Raw genomic sequence first — 247 nt, 5'->3', positions numbered from 1 at the left:
GCGGCCGCTGCACCGCCGGCAAATGCGGCTCCCATCGCTGTCTGGGGAGCTGCAAGCGCAGGAAACATCACCGTCAAACATACGACAGCAAGCGAGGCCCCTGCATTGATTCCGAAGATGCTCGGAGATGCGAGCGCATTTCTTGTCACCGCCTGCATCAGCGCGCCCGCAGCCCCTAGATTCGCGCCGATTAATGCGGCGGTCAATGCGCGCGGAATTCGGATGGACTGAATAATCGCGTGCAATT

At 60.3% G+C, this 247-nt stretch carries 1 protein-coding gene; it reads right to left on the bottom strand.

Annotated elements, in window-relative coordinates; genetic code table 11:
- Nucleotides 1-247 (bottom strand): iron chelate uptake ABC transporter family permease subunit (locus CF394_RS00305; protein ID WP_165767409.1); only part of this gene is annotated, 247 nt, incomplete at both ends.

Origin of the sequence: Tetzosporium hominis (assembly GCF_002265435.1) — a bacterium.
GTDB classification, from domain to species: Bacteria; Bacillota; Bacilli; order Bacillales_A; family Planococcaceae; genus Chryseomicrobium; species Chryseomicrobium hominis.
The sequence above is the reverse complement of the archived record's forward strand: the minus strand, read 5'-3'. Positions and strand labels throughout refer to the sequence as shown.